Raw genomic sequence first — 17,762 nt, forward strand, 5'->3', positions numbered from 1 at the left:
ATACGGCAACATCGCAGTAAGATCCATCTGCACTTCTAATTAGAGCACTGAATGGCGATTTGATCGGCTCGCTGAAGTCCTCATATTTAAGTGTATTTTATAACTAAAACACGCACAGTTTCCGTAGGGTCAGGCGATCCGGCTGCTATACAATCTTCTCCCCTAGGACGGCCGATACCGACAACTACAAGGGAACCGTGAGCCATAACTATTTCGGAACGGTTTGTACAAGGACCCCTGTGAATTGCAAACACCAACATTAGTGTCAAGCACAACTCAGTGATATTAATCAACTATCCAAGCCAAAATAAGAACTGTTGGGTTGATTGGTGGTGCCATGGCAGAGCTATTTTTCGTTTAGTAGCTATTAAAGTGATACACGTCTACCAACTTAATAACGATGAGAAAAGAAAGCTCCCTTGACTTAACTTTTTTGCTACTAAAACAGCCTTTTGAAGCAGAGCGGTGCTTTACTAGAAGCTTTTTTTAAACATGAATATACTCTTTGTCAATTGGTTATAGAAAAAATCGCTGGAAAATTAATAGTAAAACTTCCCCAAATAAGCCTGAGTTAGCGGGCGATCTCACGACGGCGGCAAAATAGTAAACCATAAACAACTGAGTTCTCATTGGAGGGCTACCCGCTTTTACATTACTACCAAGTATGGCAAATTAATCCTGAGGCGACTATCTGAATGAATGCTAATTATTTATATAACTGATTGTAAATATGTTCTATTTTCACAAAGACCGGGAACTTTATCACCAGCACCAAACCCTTACTACTAAATATTATGTAATTCCATTCATTGATGCGTATAAGCAAATTTTACCCGATATGCAGGTTTTGGAAGTGGGCTCTGGAGAGGGTGGCGTTTTGAAGGCTTTTATAGATAAAGGCTGTATTGGCGTGGGAGTTGAACCGGATACTCATAAAATTGAGTTAGCCTGTAAGATGATGGCTCCTGAAATTTATGACGGCCGAGCACAGTTTTTTGTTAACAACATCTATGATACAGCTATAAAAAGCGGCTTTCGATCTCGCTTTGATCTAATTGTCCTTAAAGATGTCATCGAACATATTTATGACCAAGAAAAATGTTTGGCTTTGCTGAAGACATTTTTGAAGCCAAATGGCCTTATTTACCTAGGATTCCCGCCCTGGCAAATGCCCTTCGGCGGTCATCAGCAAATCTGCCAGAGTAAGTTTTTGTCCCGGCTTCCTTATTTTCATCTCCTTCCAAGAGCTTGCTATGTTGGCATCCTTCAGGGGTTTGGTCAATCGCCCAAAGGATTACTAGAGATTCGGGATACGGGCCTTTCTATTGAACATTTTGAGCGAATCGTGTTTCAGTCGGGGTACGCCGTGACAGCCAAGCAATTTTTTTTTATTAACCCAATTTATGAGTTCAAATTCAACTTAAAACCGCGTCTCTTACACCCACTTTTAACTAAACTTCCATACCTACGCAACTTCGTTACAACCTGTGCTTATTACCTAATTGCACCTACGTAACTCTGTACAGTCAAGAAAAACTATCAGTTGCGTTACTACATATATCTTCCTAACTAAAGAAAGCCAGTTTTTCCGGTACAAACGGTCCTGATTAACGGTCGGTGATGCGTGCATTTGCGAAATAATACCTGTCAACGCAATTAGTCAAAACCTGCTCGACCGTATCCCAGGCGTTTGATTATCTTCAAGCGATTCACGTGCCCCTTTGTCTTCCCATTACTCCACTCTGAACTAAACGCTTGCTCGACGGCCACCTAATCTTAGCGCAAACCTCGGACATAATTCGTAAAGTAATGGTTTACAGGTGATCTTTTCGGGCAAGCTACTTCGGGCAGCACACACTCCATAAAGTTTAATTCCTGGAACGTGTTGTGAGCAAACTGTTAGTAACTACCACCCTGCTGAATTAACAACGATTAAAATTTACAGAGAAGGCCGTCTCGCTGAATCCAAATACCGATACGGTCTATTAGGCAATTAACTAACTGTTGACCAAGTTAGCTTCTCCAGTTGTACTTATGGGAATGCGCAATGGACCTCCTCCTAACTTACTGCTGGCGGCAATATTGATCCTGTCAATAAGCCCTTTGTGGATTCTTACTGGCCTCCTCCTAAAAGCTTTAGGCTTGAGCCTTTACTGGATAAGTACCTGCACATTGATCACAGTCGTGAGTTGTTTAAGTTGCCGTAGGATAATGATGGATTTGGCTTTTGAAAGGGGATATCCCTTATGGGTGGCCGTTCCCTTAATTGTATTAGGCACTTTGTCCGTCGAGATATTCTTATTGATACCAAGTGCGCTGTTATACATCGTAGTTGTCAGCTTTTGCAATTGGTTAATTTATCAAGTCTGCTTAGCTCAATTTGGCTTATCCCCTCCTACACTGCATCGAAACAAACTGGATTGGCCGTTGACGATTCGGACAATCCGTGTAGAAATGGGGATAACTTATGTTCACCTGCACCCTATTAGTTGGAAGGTGGTTGGCCCAGTCACAGGGAGGATTCATCAGGCGGGTAGGACCACGCATTAAACTTCTTAACCCATTCTGGGTCACCCTTGGCCATAACGAATGACCGCCTTCGGTCAACCTGTCGCCCTACTCAGAGCATAACGCTGCCTGTTAATCCGTCGCGGATTAACAGGCAGCGTTATAACTTTAATTTACCCACTATTGACTTCACCCCGCCAATGGGTTAGTAACCGCCCCGGGGGTCCCACCAGAAAGGGGAAGAAGACGAGGGTATTATCACGACTAGTACAACCAATAGGGGGTTAAGATAGATTAGAATGTATCTAAAAAAGGACAATTACCAACTACTAACCATATTTTGTTCATGAATACTCCTTGACGGTACCGGTTCTAAACGACTTGACGGTAAGTAATAATGCATCAGTTGCCTAGTCGATGCAACGTGAGAAGATACTAGTCATTCCCGTCAACTTTTAGGGAGTCCACCTGAGTTCACTACGTAGTCATGAGAAATCCCACCCTAAAAATGGTAAAGCAACGAACAATATTCCTGTGGTTTTCAATTGACTAACGCGCTAAATTTAGTGGGGCCGTCAGGGGTTTTGGACGGCTAGATTATTGACATTTAGTTCGGTTTGCGGAATGGGCCAGATATAGACCGAGGCCGTTACGGGTACAGCCTGTATCGTTCCTTTGGCAGGAAGCGGCTGGTTGGTACGCAGCAGATCGTTTGACCGGAACCCTTCGCCCAGCAATTCGATTCGTCGTTCGAGCAAAATTGCGTTTACCAGGCCCGCACTGTTGGCCAAGCCCGCTTCTGTATACACATCAGATCCAGTCGAGCGCCCGCGTACTGCATTCAGTAAGGCCAGCGCCTGCGCATCTACGCCTGCGGTTGTTAACCGAGCTTTGGCTTCGGCCAGATTCAGCAGCACTTCGGCGTAGCGGATAACGGGTACCCAGTCGGTATGCTGGGGACCGGTTGGGAACTTGGTTAGCCGTAAGCGTCCCTGATCACTGGCAAAGTCACTGCGAATCATACCTCGCCGGGCATCGGTAGCCGTAAAGGCGGCGTTACCGACAATTCCTGTCGGGTTGAGCCGATAATCACCGATACCAATTACGGCTAGATAGTAACTTGCCAGGCCATTCTGCACACCAGGCAGGTCGTTGCTGCTCATCGGAAGCGAAAAAATCGATTCAGTAGTGGTATAGGGCGTATTGAACACGGCGAGCACATTGGCCTGTAACTGGTGAGCGACACCCGTCGTTGCCCGGTACGGCGCTGTTGTCGATACAATTTTGTTGGCTTCCGTTACAACCTCGGCCCAGCGGCCCATGTTTAGATAGGCGCGGGTCTTCAGAGCGATCGCTGTATTTTTATGCGCCCGTGTGGTATTTAATGCGGCACTGGCGTAGGTTGCGGGTAGGTTTTGCTCAGCAAAGTTCAAATCTTCCAGCACCTGCGCATATACCTGGGCTACCGTTGCCCGTGCCAGATTATTGTTACCAATCGTGGTCTCTGCCTGTAAACGAAGGGGCAAACCCGGGCTGGCTCCCGCATCTTTGGTGAATGGCTGGGCAAATAACTGCACCAGTTGCAGGTACGTTAATCCCCGAAGTAACCGGGCCTCAGCCCGGTACTGAGTGGCCAGCGTTGCGTCGATCACACCGGGATTGGCATCCAGCCCTGCCATGAATAGGTTCATCCGGTTAACGGCTAAATAGGCCGCATTCCAGAGGTTGGTTGGCTCATTGGAGAGCGAGTTTTGCGTGTGGTTCCAGGCTCCCAGTGCCGTCACGCCGTTATTGGTTACGTTCAAAAATTCTTCGCCCCGCACGTCGATGTAAATCGGATAGCGTCCACCCAGAAATTGCCCCGCTTTAACACTCAGGTATAGCCCGTTAAGTTGAGCTACTATCCGTTCAGGCGTCTTAAACGCTTCTGTGTCAATCAATGCTGTAATGGGCTGTGGGTTTAGTAAGGCCTGCTCATCACAGGCCGTCAGCGCAATGCAAAGCATCGCTGTCGCTAAGGCCGATTTTAAGAGCCTCCGTCGGCTTGGTTGTTTATAGGGGAATGACAAAAAATGCATATTCTATCACTAGTTAAGAAAGTACACGGATCGGTTTAGAAATTTATACCGACGCCCACAGTATAAGTGCGCGCCTGCGGGGTTGAATTCCGGTCGACGCCCGGCGAAATATTCGTATCGCGGTTAGTCGAAATTTCCGGATCGGAGCCCGTGTAATTGGTAAGGATGAAAGCGTTCTGAACCTGGGCGTACAAACGTAGCGAGGTAATGTTTGCCCGGCGCAGCCAATCATTACGCAACGTATAGGCCAGTGACAGATTACGACCACGCAGGAAGTTTCCATTTTCAACATTTTCCGAAATTGGGTTAGCCGAACCGTTGGACACGTTGTCGTTCAGCACCGGACGCGGTATATTCGTTACGTCGCCCACTTTCTGCCAACGGTTCAGCATATCGGTATGGTTATTCCAGGGGCGCTGATCGCGCAGACCAGCTTTAGTACCGTTGTAAATCACGTTACCACCCGAATATTGTAGGAAGATACCTACCTCCAGATTGCCATATTTAAACGTATTGTCGAGACCACCGAACCAGGTGGGCAGGGCGTTGCCGATGACGACCCGGTCGCTACCCGTAATGGCCGGAGCTACGCCCCCGTCCGATACGTAGGTCCAACGCTGGGCCGGAGCTGCCGCATGATTATACTGCACTTCACGGCCGGCCGCATTGATAAAAATTCGTTGCCCATTGGCTGGATTCACACCGTTGGTCCGGATGGCGAAGATACTTCCGATGGATTCACCCACGCGGATGATATTCGAGCTTTCCAGTCCCCCCGTAAACCCAAAAATGTCGGCGTTGTTGTTGGCCAACGCTAATACAGTCGTGGAAGCCGTCGTCAAATTAAAGTTCGTCGTCCAGTTGAATTTTCCCTTCGTTATGTTGTTGGTGGTAATGGCAAGCTCAATACCTTTGCTTTCCAGGGCACCTACGTTGGTAGCGATGCTGTTACCTGGAATTCCGCGCGAAGGGGCCGTCGGTTCGGGTAATACCAAGTCGTTCAGATTTTTCTGAAAATAGGTGAATTCACCAGAAATGCGGTCCCCCCATAAGCCAAAGGCAAAGCCAAGGTCGAGGTTATTGCTGATTTCCCACCGTAAATTCGGATTGCCTGCCTGACCGAACGTAAAGGCAGATACGTCGCTGTACAAGCCCCCATTGTATAAGCTAAAGGAAGCAAAACTGCCAATCCCTGTGTTCCCTACCTGCCCATAACTGGCGCGTAGTTTAAATTCATTGACGACTTTGCCAAGTGATGACTTTTGCCAGAACGCTTCTTCCGAAAGTCGGTATCCAACCGAGCCTCCCAGAAAGTTCCCCCACTTGTTACCTGGCGCATAGGCCGAATAGCCGTCGCGACGGAAATTAAAGTTGAGCAGGTATTTTTTGTCGAAATCGTAGTTCAGCCGGGCGTAGTAGGAGGACAATCCTGCTTCCGTCTGGAAGTTTCCGGCCGGCGGGTTATTGGTGGTGAAGTTACCCTGATACGTAGCAAAGAAGGGGTCCGTTACGCCTTGCCGGGAACCACCCCAGCTATTAAAGGTAAATTTTTGCCGTTCAGTGCCCACAACAGTCTGGAACGAATGCTTACCAAAACCGAAGTCGTAGGTAAAGTAATTCTGCCAGTTGGCGAGTTGAATGTTGGAGTAAATATTGAAGGCCTGCCCGCCCGCGGTGCCGCCTTCTCCGTGAAGCCCGTTCCGAAAATCAATGTCTTCAACCGTCGTCCGATCCATGCCATAGGATGTACGGAACGTCAATCCTTTCAAGAGGAACACATCGGCAAATATGTTACCAATAATGTGGTTGTTCTCCGAGGTGAATTTGCTCAGATCCAGGTCAGGCAGCGGGTTGTAATACCCGCCCGGACCTTGCAGGTTTTTACCCAGACCGAGGTTATTGCTGGCCCGGTTAATATTGTAGGAACCGTCAGGATTATACGGCGATACGTTCGGAGCCAGTACTAGTGGCAAACGACCCAGACCGCCCGTGCTGAATGCTCCGGTCGTACCGGTGTTGGGTGAGCGGTTGAAACTGTTAGCGATGGTAATATTCGATCCCAGGCGAATCGCTTTATTCAACTGATGGGAAATGTTCATCCGACCCGTCATCCGCTGGAAATCGTTTTTCTTAATCATGCCCTGTTGGTTGGTATAGCCAACCGAGAATGCATAACGCGTATCCTTAGTACCTCCATTGACATTGAGGCTATGGTTCTGCTGGACGCCCGTCCGGTAGATGTAATCATACCAGTCGGTGTCCACAATGCTGCCATCGGAATTGATAGTTGGGAAAAACTGGTCGGCCAGCCCAGCGTTGCGGGCGGCTTCGTTTTTGATGTCCATAAACTGCTGGGCGTTCAGCATGTTGAACAACCGGAATGGCTGCGTAGCGCCCACCCAGCCGTCGTAGCTGACCTGGGCCTTGCCTTCTTTTCCTTTCTTGGTCGTAATCAGGATGACGCCCGCCGCCGCCCTAGACCCATAAATTGCAGTAGCGCCGGCATCTTTCAGGATTTCGAGCGATTCGATATCATTCGGGTTAATATCGCCCAGTGCATTACTCACCGTAAAACCACCCGATGATACGTTACCCGAGTTGATGGGCAATCCATCGATAACAATAAGTGGTGAAGATGAGCCGCTGATGGATGAAACGCCCCGGATTCGGATAACCGGTGCGTTGTTGAGTACGCCGTTGGGCGTTGTAATATTAACCCCAGCCGCCCGGCCCTGAAGTGCCTGGTCGAAGCTCTGTACGGGTTTGTTGGCAATATCCTGGCCTGATACCGACGAAACGGCACCTGTGATTGTTTTCTTGCTCTGGGAACCATACCCCACAACGACCACCTCGGAGAGGTCAGACGCACCGTTTTGGAGCTTTACGTTGAGCAACGTTCGATTGTCAATTGCTACTTCCTGCCTTGTAAAACCGATGAAACTAAATACCAGCGTACTAGTTGCCGATGCGCTTATCTGATAATTCCCGTTGACATCAGTGGTTGTACCACGCGTCGTTCCCTTTACCTGTACACTCACGCCCGGAAGCGGTGAGCCGTCGTCTGACGAAGTGACCCGGCCTTTTACGGCAATGTCCTGCGCTAAAACGGGTAAGCCGACCATTAGTAAAAGTAGCCAAATGCCTGATAAAGTTTTTCTCATTTGTAGGTTAAGAATTAGACGTTTTTAAGATTTATTTCCATTAACTTTTTGTTGAACACGGCTGAAAAGAACGGACGATGATTCGACGGCCAGTTTGCCCAATTTAGTTAGTAGCCAACTGATCATGAATTGGAGCTAGTTAACTCGCTATTGCCTGTTCGAATACGATACGTGATTAGCCAAGCAATAGCCCATGCTATTCAACAGCACGGCCTGAGCACGAGGGCTGCTGGCAATAGATGTTTTAGTTTTGCATAACCTAAAAACCAACCCTGACTCTAAGTGATCTAAGCCCAGTACCCGTTTAACACGCATTTAGCTGACTGGTCGTGCGTAGCCTGCAGTTCCAGCTCCCGAATGCCGACTCGAACTTTGTTGCTAGTAGCTCGGAGAGGAAACCAGGCCAGCATCCACTTTAGAAGATTGCTTTTTGGCTTCTCGTAAGGACAACTTAGTCACCCTACTAGCGGGTGTGGGTAAGCACGCTGAATCGACCAGTTCTCAAACGCCATTATCCAGTCGTAGCGCGTGTAATCAAGCTCATTTTTGGTTAGGCCCCAGCCTATATCCTTTTACCTACCGCATTCCTTACATTGCGAATAGCTAGTTTAGCTCAGTCAGCTTGTGGCTGACAAAACGGATTAACAAACAATTCGCTCTATTGCCAATCCATCGTGAAAGGAGCCTGGTTTAGGAAAGAAAAGTCAGCGTTACGATGAATCGTGTGAGGCACTCAACCCCATTGAGGTGGGGCGATATCTAGTTTTCGATTGTACCATTAACAGCGACTCACTTAGAAGTCCTCTTTTATTATCATAAAACAGATTTATTTATGGCTAAAAGACATGCTCTGCCTAAAGAATTAGTTGTAGAAACAACTGATTCTTAGGTAGTGAAGTAAATCAATGCGAAGTTCTTGGAAATGGATTTGGGCGTGAAAAGAGATTAATAGATACTGAGTGGGTAAATAACATGGTTGAGTGGGAGGAGCAACTATTAAGGGGAGAGAACTTCTAGGCAACTATCAACCAAAAACAGATTACTTAGGCTGGCCCGGTTTAGCCCAACCATCAGATCGAAATGTTTTGAGTTACCGGTCGAGAATTGATCGCATTTATCTCCGAGAGGCTAATGTTGCCCAGCAACGACCCGATCACCGAAGCAAGGCCGCCGCTTCCAATTACAATTGATCCAGCTGTATACGAACAATTCCGACTGAGCCCTTCTACGGAGTGAAATACGCTATTTACAAGGAGTTTGGCGCACAATTGCGACCAACAGGACTCTGCTCCGGTGGCCCGGCAGGAACGCATTGGCATAGGAATAGTCGGCCTGGCTTGTATATCAGCTGGGTCATACTTTGCTGAAGGTGATAGTCAGCTAAGGTTTGGCGGAACGCTTAGTCTATGTATGCCCGCCCCGCTCCGACCGGGTTGAGGGAGTAATGAACACTACCAACTAAGACGAATTGATTCAAGTTAATCGCATTACGTAACGTGCTATCAGCGGTTGGCCATACAGCACTCCTGATCAGACGCATGGCTGATGCATAAGCGTGTGAAAGGGGATAAAAAATACCGTTCGCGGTGCTATATGGCTAAGAAAAACGTGAGGATTGGGACAACTCACCGAGTACAGATATAACATTGCATACTCGGCGGATAATAAAAAAACTACCTGATAAACTTGCTCTACTAGTAATTGCAGCTGTTTATAGACTAACAATAGACTTATTGTGGCGGCTTAAAGTTGGAATATGAAACTTTAAATTACCGATTTGAAGACGGAGCACCAGTGGCGATCTACCCCTAGCTGAAAAACGAACAATAAACTACTGCTTGAAAAACCTATCTAGACTTATTTGATCCCTCCTTCGAGCAACGACAGGATGATTGTCCTCAGCAACCTTGCTTGAACGTCCTTTTTTAGATCTGCCGCAGTTTAGGCTGTCCGGCCTTGTTGAGTCGCTGAAATATTCCCGGTTGGGAACTTGGCGAAGCGCTTCGTTTTTACGGCTTCTTCCTACTTTCAGAAGCAGTTGGGTAAAGATTGTTTTTGGCCTGGATTCAGCTACGTTAAGCAACTCAACCGTTTGCCAAACCTGGACCATCGCCCCCTTCATTTTAATTCAATTACTCGTTAGATTTCCTTATCCTAGCGATGCGTCTCTTTACAGCCTACGTTTAACTCATTAGTAATCCAGACTACGTGAATTTTTGGACTATAGCGAGGAGCCAGGGCGATACTCCAGTTCATGTAGTAACAATGCTTGCTGCCTAAGGACGAAGAATTTTACTCATCTAACATGTATCCATTAAAAGTCAATCCTATCGAAAACCATAGCCTAGTGACATCCCAAACCAACTCGGTTGTAAGCCTTCACTGGTTATAAAAGGAGAATAATAGATGCGAAAATGAACACCTTTTTCCGTTGGTTTTAAGCGCATGCCCACATTGCCAACTCCGCCAAATAGGCCAATTCCTTTTATCGTTTGTCTGTCACCAGTTAGTGGGCTTGTACCGGTAACGGTAACGTAGACTGGGGTAAAGCCAATCCCGGCTTCAAAGGCGACCCGGTTACTACCCACCACATAGTTGATCATAACCGGGAAAGTCACCAGCCCGGCTGAGCCCACGTTACTCGATGCACGAATCCCACCAATCCCGGCCCGGATACCCAATCCCGTCAAACCTGGTTTAAAGCGGGTGTCGTAGTTTAGTGAAACGCCAAGTCCGCTTCCTAAGCCTTCTAGATAAATTGCTTTAGCTGCTTTGTCGATAGGGGCCTCCTGAGCCTTTATTTGCAGAGTGCCAATAAAAAATACACATAGTAAAAAAATCTTTTTCATGAGTTGTAATCATTTAATGTTAATACTTAATGGATCCCAAGGTTGCTCCTAGTTAATGAAGCCCGAATACAGATGTGCTCCCCTTGTCATTTCACCAAGAACCGATTTGGCCATAACTCTTCGAGCTTACAGTACCATAAGCCGAGGGTAGAAGGGTAGGGTGCCTCCAGGTTTTGCTTATTTATGGTGGACTTTCTAGCCAGGATAACATCAGGATTACACCATCCAATAGGCGAATGGTAATTATCCTATTGTTACCCGTTGGCTTAGGTCCCTCCTACAAGGTGAGAGCACCCGTACTACGCCAAATTTCTCTGTCATTAATCTAGGGGCTAAATTGCTTGGACTCTAGGCTTTAGCGTTAAAGGTTCCGTGGACAGCATGGAAGCTACAACCTATTGATAGGTTGTCTACTTTTTTCCCATTTGTCATTGAGTACTAGTATTAATGACAATCGATGAATACGATCGGGAGGCAGCATTGTTTTATCAATCTGACAGGGGCTCATGGCTAGTGGTAGGCATCCCGGCAGGGTGAATTGTTGACGCATTGCCGTTGAAGTTAAGTAGACTGATACGTCGGCGTATTGAGTGGCGCTTTGCTAAAAAACGATCCCCAGTTTCAGGCCCAAGGCAAGGCTAAGTCGAGGAAATGTGCTGCTTCGAATATAAAAAAAGCTGTTTGTTCCATTGGTATAATTACCATCGGGTAAGAGCACAGGATCGGCCAGAATCATTTGCCAACCAATTCCCGTAAACCAATCCAGGATGAAGCGCTCCCTGGTACCCAAAAGATGCTGATGACCAATTTTAAAGTGGCTTCCGTACCGAATGATAGGAATCGACACCGAAAACGGTCCGTAAGGATGGCAAATTTGGTTCAAACAGTTTTGGCCGCCGGTTGAACTTGATTTCTCCAAGAGTACGTGTTTATAAAATACGTCAATGGCTAGGTAGCCTCCCTTTAGCTGGGGATATGCCCGTTTGTAGTAGCGCCATTCTGCCTGGCTCAGCAGAACTTGCTGAGCATCGTATGATTTTCCCCCGTACCCCGCATTGAGTTGAATAGTTTGATGAGTTCCCAGCCTCCGTTCAACGGCCAATTGATAGAATAAAGACCCAGGAAAAGGGGACGTACGGATTGGAAGGGTGGTCTTTAGTGCCCAGTGTCGCTCTAGTTGACTATAGGGGGGTCTACTAGCCGTTGAATTAGTCAGGAGACTCTGAGCTTGGCCAATCAGCCTTCCAGAAGCCAACAGGACAACAAACCACATCTTCCAAAAATTAGTTACTAGACCCAGCATCCCTTTTCAAAAGTTAGTTACTCTTGGCTGAAATAATCCGAAGTATTCACCATATTGAATAAGACTTTACCTATTTTTTTAGTGCGAGAAAACTAACACGCTCTCCATACTCATTAAATGTATCTATGGTAAGCTGACGGCCATCTGCCGTACCTACCTGAGTGGAACCCTCCCACAACGTGAGGGCATTGCCACTGCCTCGCACTTCCAATTCCTCGTAGGTTGATACATCATCGGGCTCACCAGTAATTTGTAAAATAAAAGTCAAATCCACCCGTTGAGGACGCGTGGAGCGCCTGACTTTAAGATCCATCGAAACTTTTTCTCCACTAGCATTGGTAATGGGCAACAAAACTACTTGATTTGACTGTTCCCATCGGTTGACCGCGTAAGTGCCGATCACATCATTTGTCGAATCATAAGGCTGAACATCATTTTCCTTCTTACAGGCCGTCAGGGCTACTAGTAGGAACCAAAGCAGAGCAACTTGTTTTTTCATGGCTGTTGAGTTTTAGTATCACGTAGTTTTATGTATTACTCCCTAAACCAAGATTGGATATAAGGGGGTTATACCTAAATACTCAATAGTCAAAATTTATAGCTGATACGTTGATTTTTGTAACTGAATGGTATTCGCTCTTTTTAAACTTGAATCGGTGAAACCAATCTATAAAGCCTCACTATAAATCGATTGGAGTGGTTCAACCAAGCCTATACGCTTAGTAAAGCAGGGTGGTTCCAATAGCTAAATCACTCAAACCAAACACTCTCTTGTATAAACATACGCCGTTTTAATTGACTCGTAAAGCCCTGTTCACTACACTACACCAATCAGTTGGATTCGTCCTATTGATCGTGAGCACATGAGACCAGGCAAGTGATGCTGAGTAGTACTTTAATCATAAGTTTTCTTCCCCTACAATTCACCACCTTGTCCAATCGTAATGACAATGTTATGCATCGGTTGACTGCAGGACTACAATCCCCTACTGCTGGCTTTTTTACCCCCAATACAATACCCTTTCATAGCATTATATAGCCGTTAACTTAATTTTTTACGCGTTCTTGCTAGGAATCCACTTTTTTTAACGGGGAAAAGGACAGCTTAAAACCAGGTCCTAGAGTCTGTGGACATTCATAGTAACAATATCATGCTTGAAGCCAAATAGACCATTGCTAAAAAACTGTCGGCTGTCTTTTCGTACCGAGTTGCCACTCGGCGATACTGTTTCAACTTATTGAAATAGCGTTCTACCTTGTTGCGATCAGCATACAAATTCCCATCGATTTGGCGTTGCGCCACCCGATTAAGTTTTGAGGGAATGATCGCATCACAACCGTTATGGGCCAAGCCTTCCAGCAACCAATCTGCATCATATGCCTTATCTGCAATCACACCAAAGGTCTCACAATCAGCCAGTAGGGTGGCGGCATACGGTGCATCACCGGCTTGTCCAGGACTTAGCTCAATGCGTATCGGATTGCCCAATGCATCCACCAGGGCATGAATTTTGGTGGTCAAGCCAGCTCTTGAGCGGCCTAATGCTTGCTGCTCAGGGCTACTTTTTTTTGCCCGGCGGCCTGTTGATGGGCTCGCACCGTCGTCGAGTCGATCATCACCCAATCCAGGTCAGGCTCTTGCAGAGCGTCAAAGACCTGTTTCCACACCCCACCTTGCGCCCAGCGACGAAATCGCCGGTAGTTGCTGTTCCAATTGCCGAAGCGTTCAGGCAAGTCCCGCCAGGGCGCACCGGAACGGGCGATCCATAGCACGGCATTGATAAACAGACGATTATCGGCTGCTTTTCGACCCGCCGAGCCAGCTTGTGCCGGTAAAAAAGGAGCGATTTTGGCCCATTCCTGATCAGTCATCTCATAGCGTCTCATGCCACAAAGATCGTACGATTGGGTAAGTTTATCCTAATTGTCCACAGACTCTAGAAATCTTTTGATTCCGATTGAAATCAGTAGTAACCTCCAGACTTGATTTTACCTAGTTTGTCAGCATTCGGAATTGAGTCGTTGAGTTACCTTAATCCAAAGTTAGACATTCCCTAGTTGCCAGTTTATCAACATCTCAATTACGGTTAACCTCAGTAGGTAATGATTGTAAAGAATAATAACCCGGTTGCACCTCAAGCTACCCATTCGGGTCTTCAATTTGAACGCATTATTTTCTTTAGCGATGCCGTCTTTGCTATTGCCATTACGCTCTTAGTCATTGAAATTAAAGTGCCAGAAATCGGTCAACACACGCATTCTACGGGCTTTGCTTCAAACGGTGAACTTCAACAACACTGGCCACAGGAATTAAGAAAATTAGCGCCTAAACTGATTGGCTTCATTTCTAGCTTTTTAGTGATTGGCCAATACTGGCTAAATCACCATCGTAATTTTGGTTTTATTAATCGGTTCGATCGGGGGCTTCTATGGTTGAATCTACTTTTACTGATGGGAATCGCGTTTATTCCGTTTACTACCGGCTTATATTCAGAATACCCTTATTGGCCTATCTCCTCAATGTGGTATACGGCCAATATTTCGATCGTAGGGATAGCCCAGTGGATTTTATGGCGTTACGCTATAAAAAATAATCGCTTGATCGACCCTTCAACGAACCCTCATTTAGTAGCACAAATTTCATTGGGCCATTTAGGTGTCCCCATCGCTTTTTCATTAGCCTTTTTGGGGGGGGTAGCGGGTATTTCCTTTTCGATAGGCTATACTTGGTTTATCATACCGCTATTGATCCGGTATGCTCGCAGGCGTTATGACCGGAAAACCAAGGAACCATACTTTGCCGCTTAATCGTAGTTCAAGTAACGCTAGGGAACTTAATAAAGGGGTGGGCTAATTTCCTTACTGCATCCAAAGCATACGGCTTGTTTGATTATTGTCGTAAAAGCGTCCCAGATGACTAGTTTTTGCATGAAGAATCAACGGAATCCCAGGGTCAACAATGCCATTTTAGGACCGGCAGGCCAATGCGGATTACCCGTAAACTCCAGTATAGAAGCCGGATCACTTGGAACCGGCCACTCCTAAATCCCTTAACCTGTACGGCTAATTTTACTTTACTCCAATACGAATTTCAACTAATTTGAGTTGGGGTAAGACTTTGAGCAGGGGCAGCGTGGCCAATCGATACGGTTAAGGGTTAACCAACTCTCAAATTGCTTTTTGAATCCGTTTGGCTTTTTACAAAACCATGTTTCGTTTGTGATGGCTTGCGTTGATCAATAAAAGTTCATTTTGATTTTCTAGTCAAAAGTCAATCCATGCCTTCCGCCCTCGTCCCGGTTTACTAAGTAAGCCGGGGATGCCCTGGATGTTGTATCCGGAAAGCCGCCTATGGACGATCACCTCACTTAAGTTAATAAGTCCTGCGCTTTCTTTGGACTTACGTCCTGGGCGTTTACTAATACCAGTTGGCAGCGCCTGAGTATCGCCTGTTTTTTTGATTCAAAAATATTTTACTGATTCCGCTTTTGCATTATTATCCAATCGGGGTGTATTTACTCCTACCTTTTAGCCAGTCTGTAAAAAACCCAATAGTGTCAGTCAGCACTAAAAAGTTGCATCACCCTCGATTTAACCGTCCGTAAGTTCATTTGCAAGGTGGTTATAAGTCGATTTTACCAGCTGCTGTAATTGCTCTGCCAGCAGTTGAGCCGCTTCTTTTCGCGGCTTTAACTGTTTTGTACACAAATTTGTAAGAAATGCAGCGACCTGCTGATCGATTGGTTTTGTGGTGGAAATTAAAAAGCTGGCCTCCTGTAATAGCCCATAACAGTCACTATCAGGCAGTCCACAGAATAGTATGGGTGAACCGGAGCAAATGGCACTAACCGCTTTGGAAGGAACGGCAATGTGCGTCCATTGGGGAAGTAGGGTTACTAATTGCAAGTCCAGATAATGCAATTGGTTACGCGGAATTTGCTTCAGTAGGGTGATGCCAACCCGGCCCGTTGCCAGACGAATGATCTCATCCGCTTTTTGCCCGTATAGGGCTAATATTAATTGTTGACGACTAGGATCAAAGTGGTTTATGACGCTTTTTAAAAAATCAGCGGAATGAGGTTGGCCGACATTACCCGCGTAGCCAATATAAATACAATTAGCCCTTTCTCGCCAAGGTGGCAAATGGGGGTCTCGTTCCTGATGCATAAAGACGCCACACGGTAAAAGGAGCGTAGGTAAATTGGGTTGCTGATACAGCTGACGAACGTGATAAGCCTGACTAGGACCCAGTGAAATTAATAACGCAGGGGCATACCGATACGTTTGTTGGATAACCATTCGGTAAATCGGGTGCTCATGTTTTATTTTCCCTTCAGCGGCAAACCCTTCAGGGAATAAATCCATTGACCATAACCAATAGGGTATGCGCTTCCGCCGAAGTAGCCAAGATACCCAGAACGGTAGCAGGGGAGGACTAGTCATGAACAGTAAGGGTCCCTGCCGGACCTGAAGGGCTTTTCGTACGAGTAAATACCCCTCCCCAAAACCAGCCACGAGTCTTAAAATCTTATTTTTGCCCGTATAAATTGCTTTAACGGGGTAAGTATGGCCGACTGGTCGACGAAGTGCCCCGCCCCCATCAGAAGTCCGGTCAATGTGCACAATTTGCACCGGTAATTGGCAGTCATTAATCAGATAGTTCGCTAAATCCCAAGCAGATTCCCCTGTTATACCGGGATTCGGCGGATAATGGCGGTTGATAATGGTGAGTATCATGGAAGAAGCGGCTGAGTCTTTAATACAGCTATGCATTTTGCCTAAGATAAGCGTCACGCAGAGCCCGGTTCTTGCTGAATCAAGCGACGAAATGTAACCAGGCGGGTAAGCTATACCTTTTAGAAAAAGCAAGTATCCATTTGAGCCCGAATCGAACATGCCAGCGTATGAAGGGAGTAAATACGTAGACTATTCACGCGAACCAGTGGCTCAAGTTGAAGTAAATCGATTGCGGTTTGCCCCTAAAGTAAGTAAGGGGTTGCCGGTCCGACAGCTAACCCGCTGGTAAGCAATTAATAAAGTGGTAAAAGACTTTGAAATCAAGTCGCCACGAGCGCAATTCACCGGAGGAAGAAGCACAAAATTTAGAGAGGTTTTACTGACTCAATTGCTTAAAATTGAGTGACAACGAGTAAATACTTATAGCTTTTTTAACCGGAAGGGCTAATTTAATGGATCAAAGGTGGAATTCGACGTTGAGCGTCCTTGCTTTCATCTAAACGTTACCCTACTTGAGTTGATGTGCTTTTTCATACGTATTGACTACTAAGGTTTACTACCTTTTTTTAACTCACCGACCGAAAACCCATTCCTAAGTAGTCAGCGCAGCAGGCCAATCCTTAGCCCAAACCGTTACACTAGTTTTCTACTGAACGAATTAGGGAAAATCGCTAGGTGCATGTCTCTGATGAGATGCACCTAGCGATTTTCCCTATCGCCTAAGTTGGTGGCCAATCAACGTGCCAAAGTGCCATTACGATCGGTTCGTAAACGGCTTTGGGTTATAGCTATACTGCGACAATGGGCTTGCATACTCGTAGGATTCCCGAGTCGAGGTGCCAAAAGGCCTCTCCTCAACCGTCATTGATTAAACCAGGTAGATCGATCTTTGGGCCAAGGTGTAACTGCTGTTGACTAGAAACTAGCGCCGTAGAAACTTGATAGTAATCCTTATGAGCCTGTAGGCGTCAGATCGAAAGCCTATATACACGGCCATACCCTTTATCTGCCATTAAAAAGCTAGTAGCAACCGGCCTTACCCTTCAGGCGAGATTGCGGCCTGTTTAGTAGCAAGCTACCTCCCTTCAGTCATATTTACAGGAGGGCTCTTACCGTTTGATGCATC

General features: G+C 46.3%; 11 protein-coding genes. 3 read left to right on the forward strand and 8 right to left on the reverse strand.

What is annotated here, in order from left to right; all coding sequences use genetic code 11:
- Positions 1-730: 730 nt before the first annotated feature.
- Complete coding sequence (locus ACYVFD_RS30415; RefSeq protein ID WP_461094383.1) at positions 731-1,516, forward strand: class I SAM-dependent methyltransferase; 786 nt, start codon at positions 731-733, stop codon at positions 1,514-1,516.
- Positions 1,517-2,150: 634 nt separating this feature from the next.
- Here the strand turns inward: ACYVFD_RS30415 and ACYVFD_RS30420 are convergent.
- The 7 genes from ACYVFD_RS30420 to ACYVFD_RS30450 form a co-directional block, all read right to left on the reverse strand.
- Positions 2,151-2,327, reverse strand: coding sequence for a hypothetical protein (locus ACYVFD_RS30420; protein WP_461094384.1), 177 nt, complete (start codon positions 2,325-2,327; stop codon positions 2,151-2,153).
- Between the two features lie 756 nt (positions 2,328-3,083).
- On the reverse strand, positions 3,084-4,586 hold the full coding sequence (locus tag ACYVFD_RS30425) for a RagB/SusD family nutrient uptake outer membrane protein (protein WP_461094385.1): 1,503 nt from the start codon (positions 4,584-4,586) through the stop codon (positions 3,084-3,086).
- Between the two features lie 35 nt (positions 4,587-4,621).
- A complete protein-coding gene (locus ACYVFD_RS30430) occupies positions 4,622-7,747 on the reverse strand; it encodes a SusC/RagA family TonB-linked outer membrane protein (RefSeq protein ID WP_461094386.1) in 3,126 nt (1,041 codons plus the stop codon).
- A gap of 2,327 nt (positions 7,748-10,074) precedes the next feature.
- Positions 10,075-10,596 carry a hypothetical protein gene (locus ACYVFD_RS30435; protein ID WP_461094387.1) on the reverse strand — a complete coding sequence of 174 codons (522 nt, stop codon included), beginning with the start codon at positions 10,594-10,596 and terminating at the stop codon, positions 10,075-10,077.
- A gap of 601 nt (positions 10,597-11,197) precedes the next feature.
- Entirely contained in the window at positions 11,198-11,869 is a 672-nt protein-coding gene (locus ACYVFD_RS30440; RefSeq protein ID WP_461094388.1) for a hypothetical protein, read from the reverse strand.
- A 100-nt stretch (positions 11,870-11,969) separates the two neighbouring features.
- Positions 11,970-12,398, reverse strand: coding sequence for a hypothetical protein (locus ACYVFD_RS30445; protein WP_461094389.1), 429 nt, complete (start codon positions 12,396-12,398; stop codon positions 11,970-11,972).
- A gap of 636 nt (positions 12,399-13,034) precedes the next feature.
- A protein-coding gene (locus ACYVFD_RS30450) for an IS5 family transposase (RefSeq protein ID WP_461094390.1) occupies positions 13,035-13,786 on the reverse strand; the annotation gives its coding sequence in 2 pieces (ribosomal slippage) (positions 13,035-13,471 and positions 13,471-13,786; 753 coding nt in all).
- A gap of 216 nt (positions 13,787-14,002) precedes the next feature.
- Here ACYVFD_RS30450 and ACYVFD_RS30455 point away from each other — a divergent pair.
- A complete protein-coding gene (locus tag ACYVFD_RS30455; RefSeq protein WP_461094391.1) occupies positions 14,003-14,707 on the forward strand; it encodes a TMEM175 family protein in 705 nt (234 codons plus the stop codon).
- Positions 14,708-15,490: 783 nt separating this feature from the next.
- On the opposite strand, the gene ACYVFD_RS30460 is transcribed toward ACYVFD_RS30455, so the two are convergent.
- Positions 15,491-16,672 carry a glycosyltransferase family protein gene (locus tag ACYVFD_RS30460; RefSeq protein ID WP_461094392.1) on the reverse strand — a complete coding sequence of 394 codons (1,182 nt, stop codon included), beginning with the start codon at positions 16,670-16,672 and terminating at the stop codon, positions 15,491-15,493.
- A gap of 121 nt (positions 16,673-16,793) precedes the next feature.
- On the opposite strand from ACYVFD_RS30460, the gene ACYVFD_RS30465 reads away from it, so the two are divergent.
- Positions 16,794-16,925, forward strand: coding sequence for a hypothetical protein (locus ACYVFD_RS30465; RefSeq protein WP_461094393.1), 132 nt, complete (start codon positions 16,794-16,796; stop codon positions 16,923-16,925).
- Positions 16,926-17,762: the final 837 nt, after the last annotated feature.

It is taken from the genome of Spirosoma gilvum (genome assembly GCF_054776815.1).